This is a genomic window from Streptomyces sp. NPDC051020, from assembly GCF_040683105.1.
Classification (GTDB): Bacteria; Actinomycetota; Actinomycetes; order Streptomycetales; family Streptomycetaceae; genus Streptomyces.
The window spans coordinates 1-4,916 of sequence record NZ_JBFBCG010000178.1 but is presented as its reverse complement, the minus strand read 5'-3'; the positions used below and the strand labels follow the sequence as shown (position 1 = coordinate 4,916).

Annotated in this window: 4 protein-coding genes and 2 pseudogenes; all 6 read right to left on the bottom strand. The window is 65.5% G+C overall.

Annotated elements, in window-relative coordinates:
* Positions 1-1,540: 1,540 nt before the first annotated feature.
* Positions 1,541-1,762: pseudogene (locus AB0N06_RS38080) on the bottom strand (IS3 family transposase); the annotation flags it as partial.
* 16 nt (positions 1,763-1,778) lie between these two features.
* Positions 1,779-2,849, bottom strand: a complete 1,071-nt coding sequence (locus AB0N06_RS38075) for an IS110 family transposase (protein ID WP_366139254.1) — start codon at positions 2,847-2,849, stop codon at positions 1,779-1,781.
* A gap of 198 nt (positions 2,850-3,047) precedes the next feature.
* A complete protein-coding gene (locus tag AB0N06_RS38070; protein WP_366139255.1) occupies positions 3,048-3,806 on the bottom strand; it encodes an IS3 family transposase in 759 nt (252 codons plus the stop codon).
* A gap of 5 nt (positions 3,807-3,811) precedes the next feature.
* Positions 3,812-4,138, bottom strand: coding sequence for a transposase (locus AB0N06_RS38065; RefSeq protein WP_366139253.1), 327 nt, complete (start codon positions 4,136-4,138; stop codon positions 3,812-3,814).
* A 59-nt stretch (positions 4,139-4,197) separates the two neighbouring features.
* A complete protein-coding gene (locus AB0N06_RS38060; protein ID WP_366139252.1) occupies positions 4,198-4,584 on the bottom strand; it encodes a barstar family protein in 387 nt (128 codons plus the stop codon).
* A gap of 103 nt (positions 4,585-4,687) precedes the next feature.
* Positions 4,688-4,801 (bottom strand): annotated as a pseudogene (locus tag AB0N06_RS38055) (ATP-binding protein); the annotation flags it as partial.
* Positions 4,802-4,916 lie beyond the last annotated feature (115 nt).

Genomic DNA, 4,916 nt, shown 5'->3' with positions numbered 1-4,916 from the left:
GTACGTCACACCCCTCGAAACCCGGAGTCTGCTGCAGCAAGACCTCACCCCCGCAGCGTAAACATCCGCTGTCCCGGTTCAGGGGGGAACTTCAGTTCGGGCAGTCGTGACGCTCCACCGCCAACGCGGCCTGACCGAACACCACATCCACACCGGGCCGCACACAAGCCCCTCGCACCCACCCACGCAGAGAGCCGGCCGCCCTCAAGCCCCGGCGTCTCGGGCACCACCCGCCAGACCTGACACACCCCCACCACAACACCCCCCGCACACCCCGCAACCCACGGCCAACCAGCCACACACCCAAACCCGTTGAAGAAACCCGGCAAACAGAAAACAGACACCCGCCCAGGACACACCCCCACGGCCCCAGATGCGCCCCGGGCAAGGGGCCGATCTCAGGCCCCGGTGTCTTGGGCGCCGCCCGCCGAAACGCCAAGGACCAGGGAACCACCGGCAGCGTCACGCACCAGCTGCACCGCAGAACCCGGCCCGTCACCACCCGCGGGACCAAGACCCGCACGCTCACCGCCCCCGCGGCCCTTACCCGGAACAAGCCGGGAACGGCTCGAACCCGCAGGCCCCAGCTTGCGGACACGGCCCCCACCACCCAGCGAAGGCACCACCACGGACCCGGCCCGGGACCGGACCCGGAACAAGCGGTACACCACAAACGACGAAACCCTCGAATACCGCGGCACCCGCCGCGGCCCACACCCGCTCGTCAACACACACACAAGCGCAGCAAGAACAGCCTCGTCATCAACACCCGCCGCCCGCCCGCCCGCCCGACGCACCCTCGCCGACGGCAACAACGAACCCGTGATCTCCCGCAGCCCGCCCAAACCGGCACGCCCCCACCGCCCGCCACCCCCGACCGCCCCCACACCACACGGACCCCCCAAATGCCCGTCCCCGACCGGAAGCGCCAGCGCATCCTTGCGTTCTTCAACACACTCGAACCGGCGGATGATGTCAGCCACATCAGAGGGATCATCCAAAGAACCAGCAGCCAGCCGCCCCCGCACCTCCAAAAGCTCGCGATACACCGCACCGTACGTGCTGCACAACCGGATCGACTCATCACCACGATCACTCAGACCAGTGGCATGAGGCACGACAATCACCAACGCGGCACAACCCGACAACACCGACACGAACACCTGCGCGGCCAACTGCGACGAACCACCGATAACCGGCCACGCCAAAAGCCCCACAACAAGACACAACACCGCCGCAGCCAAAGAAAACACACGAACCCTACGCACCAGACGAGCCGCTTCCCTCGGCATCCTCACCACCCAGTAACCCGCACTCGCAACACTTTCCTCAAGCCGCCGCAACACGACCACATCAGCCGGACCCCTCGACTCCCCGAAAATCCTGGGAAACAATTTCATGACACCCTCACAATCGCAGGAAAGCGAACAGTGACACCCCTCACCCCACACCCACCAACACCGCCACGCATATAGTCGTTTTAACAACCCACACAGAGCAACACAAACCCCCCTGAACCGCTCCGGGTTCGGTAGAGATCTCAGATGTTGGTTGTGACCTGGGGTCTCGTGGTTGCGAGGTAGTGGTTGTTCTCGTATTCGACGGGCGGGACGTGGCCTATCTCACCGTGGAGTCGGCGGTGGTTGTACCAGTCGATGTACTCGGCGGTGGCGAGCTCGACGTCGGACAGCGTCTTCCACGGCCGTCGGGGCTTGATCAGCTCGGTCTTGAACAGGCCGATCGTGCTCTCCATCAGGGCATTGACGCTCCTATAGTTGTCAACTCGCTGCGGAGGCCGTCCGTGGGGCGAGGCGGAGCAGGTGGTAGACCTCGCGAATGACGTAGCGCTTGAGGCATCGGATGATCTCGCGTTTCGTCTTGCCTTCGGCGGTGCGGCGCGCGACGTAGTCGATCGTTGGCTGGTGGAAACGCATCCGGACGATGACGGTTCGGTAGATCGCGGCGTTCAGTTGGCGGTGGCCGCCGTGGTTGATGCGATGCCGGCCGCTGGTCATGCCGGAGCCGGTGGGAACGGGAGCGATGCCCGCGAGCTTGGCGAGAGCGGCCTCGGACTTGATGCGCTCAGGGTTGTCTCCGGTCACGACAAGGATCTCTGCAGCGGTGTCAACGCCGATCCCGAAGGGCTCGAGCAGCTGCGGGGCGACCTGCTGGACCAGGCTGCCGATCATCTTCGTGAGCTCTTTGGCCTCGGCGTCCAGGTACTGCCACCGCTTGGCGAGCGTCCGCAGGGTGTGACGAAGAGCGTCTTCAGGGCCTTCGAGACGGCGAGGACGCAGAGCGGCCAGCTGCCGTGCCAGGCTGATCTGGGTCTTGCCGGCAGTCTCACGACGCAGGGCGTCCGGGGCGTGGACGAGCATCGCCTTCATCGTGACCATCGCACTGGCGCGCTGTTCAACGGCCTGGTCATGTGCGACCTTGAGCTGGCGGATCATCTCGGCCTCGCCGTCGGCGGTCTTCGGCGTGGCAGTCGCGAACCCGGCCAGCACCGCGCGTGCGGCGTTCTCTGCGTCCAGGGTGTCGGACTTGCCGTTCATCCGCCGCAGTCGCCGGTCCGGGCGGCCGGCCTCGACCACCTTGTGGCCGGCCCTGCGCAGGAACGAGGTCAGCGTGGCGCCGTAGGAGCCGGTGCCCTCGATTCCGAAGGCCAGAACGCTGCCGAACGAGGCTGCCCAGTCCGCCAGTTGCTGGAAGCCGCCGGTGTCTGTGGGAATCGTCAAGGTGGCAAGGATCCCACCGATCGTGTCCATCACCGCTGCGACGTGCACGTGCTTGTGCGTGTCGACGCCGATCACGACATGCCCGGACCTGGTTTGCTCGCTGGTCTGCACCGCGTTCCTTCCGGTCGGTAGCGTGGGAGTTCACGCTGTCGCCGGCCGGGCGGACAGGACTGTCACGGGGACGCTTTGGCGAGTCGGCTCCAGGCTCTTATCAGGTCACGTCCGTCCGGCGGCAGCGCTTGCTGCGTGCCCGGCCGGGCGGTCGACAGATCAACGCCAGGACACCTCGGGGTCAGTCATAAGCAAGAGTCAGACCGCCTCGGCCGGGACTACCCGATCCTTGCGGGATCCGGTGCGAGAAGACTGACAGTCGTAGGCGTCGCCGACCGATCCGATCGAGGCGGCGATGCCGGCCGCGTCCAGGTGCTCGGCGAGCCGAAAACTCGTGTACTGCGACCCGGCGTCCGAATGGTGGATCAACTCGCCTGGCTGGACGGGGCGTTGGTCGCGGTCGCGTTGCCAGAGCGCCATCTCCAGGGCGTCCAGCACGAAGACCGTTTCCTTCACGGTGGCTGCAGACCAGCCGACGATCCGGCGGGAGAAGGTGTCCACGACGAAGGCGACGTAGACGACACCAGCCCAGGTTTTCACGTGGGTGAAGTCCGCGACCCAGCAGCGGTTCGGGGCGCCGGCAACGAAGTCGCGGTCCAGTAGGTCCGGGGCCCGCTCGACCTGCCCGCCGGGCAGCGTAGTGATCACGCGTTTGCCGCGGACCGCTCCGGCGATGCCCAGCTCGCGCATGAGACGTTCGACGGTGCAGCGGGCCACACGGTGGCCCTGCCGGCTCAGCTCACGCCAGATCTTCCTCGCCCCGTAGACACGGTAGTTGGCCTCGAAGACCTCGCTGATTTGCTCCTTCAACTCGGTGTCCCGCACGGTCCTGGCCGACGGCGCCATCCGGCGTTTGTGGTGGGCGTAGTAGGTGGAGGGGGCGATCTTGCAGTCGTGCGCACTCAGCACGCGGCAGATCGGCTCGACACCGCCGAAGCGGTCCCGGTGCTCGTCGATGAAGGCTACGAACGCGTGTGTGGCCGGTCGAGCTCGGACGCGAAGAAAGACGCCGCGGCCTTCAGGATCTCGTTCGCCCGCTTCAGCTCGGCGATCTCCTTATTCATCGCCTTGATCTGTGCGGACTCCTCCGTCGTGGTGCCCGGACGGGCTCCGGCATCGATTTGGTCCTGCCGGACCCACTTGCGCAGCGTCTCGGTCGTGCCGATGCCCAGTTTCTGGGCGACCGCTTTCATCGCGGCCCACTCGGTGTCGTACTCAGGCCGCACCTCGGCGACCATCCGCACCGCACGACGGCGCAGCTCAAGCGCGTACTGGGAAGGACGTGCCATGACTCGATCCTCTCAAATGATCGAGTCCCTACCGAACCCGGAACGGTTCACATCCACCGTCACTGAAGTCGCAGGACACCAGGGGCTCGATCTTCGAAGATCTCGATCAACCAGTCAAAGACGGTCGATCCGCGCTCTCCACGCGCCGTGGCCAGATCGGCACTGACCGCTGGGCGGTTCGTGGGGTGGCAGCGCGACAGGCGGATCTCCAACTGACGAGCAGTCTCTGGATAGCTCAAATACTCGCGAGACGCCTGATGGTCCCGCCACTCAACCACGTAGTCATCGTCGTCGGGCGTCCCGAATCCACCGCTGAGGCAGTCGGCGAAAGCGTCGAGATTCCTGCCGAAGTAGCCACCGGGGCCGTTGATCGTCTCGCCGATGACTCGCCAGAAGTCTTCAAGGGTCCTGATCTGGGTGCCGTCCAGCACGTATATCGCGGTCACAGCCCACAGGATACGTGCGGCTCCGTGACGTGCCCCTCCATTTTGAACCCGTGCTGTTCAGGCACTGCCTTGCACGGGTTCGCCGGAACATGTGCGCTTTGCCGAAGGACTCGTTGGAAGCGATGGCGACGCTGTTCTTCTCCTCGCGCTCGGTCAGGACCTGGAAGAGGAGTTCGGCTCCGTGGCGGTCGAGCTCCATGTAGCCCAGTTCGTCAATCTATGCCGATATCGGCATAGCTGGACCTATGCCGAGACCGCGACTATGCCGAGTGGGCAGGCTCCGCCTGAGGCTGTGGCTCCGACGGCGGCTGTTCCGTTCTGCATAGTCGCGA

Bases quoted from the DNA above. Each gene is read 5' to 3' on its own strand.
- AB0N06_RS38065 (WP_366139253.1), bottom strand. From the start codon at position 4,138: ATGGCACGTCCTTCCCAGTACGCGCTTGAGCTGCGCCGTCGTGCGGTG.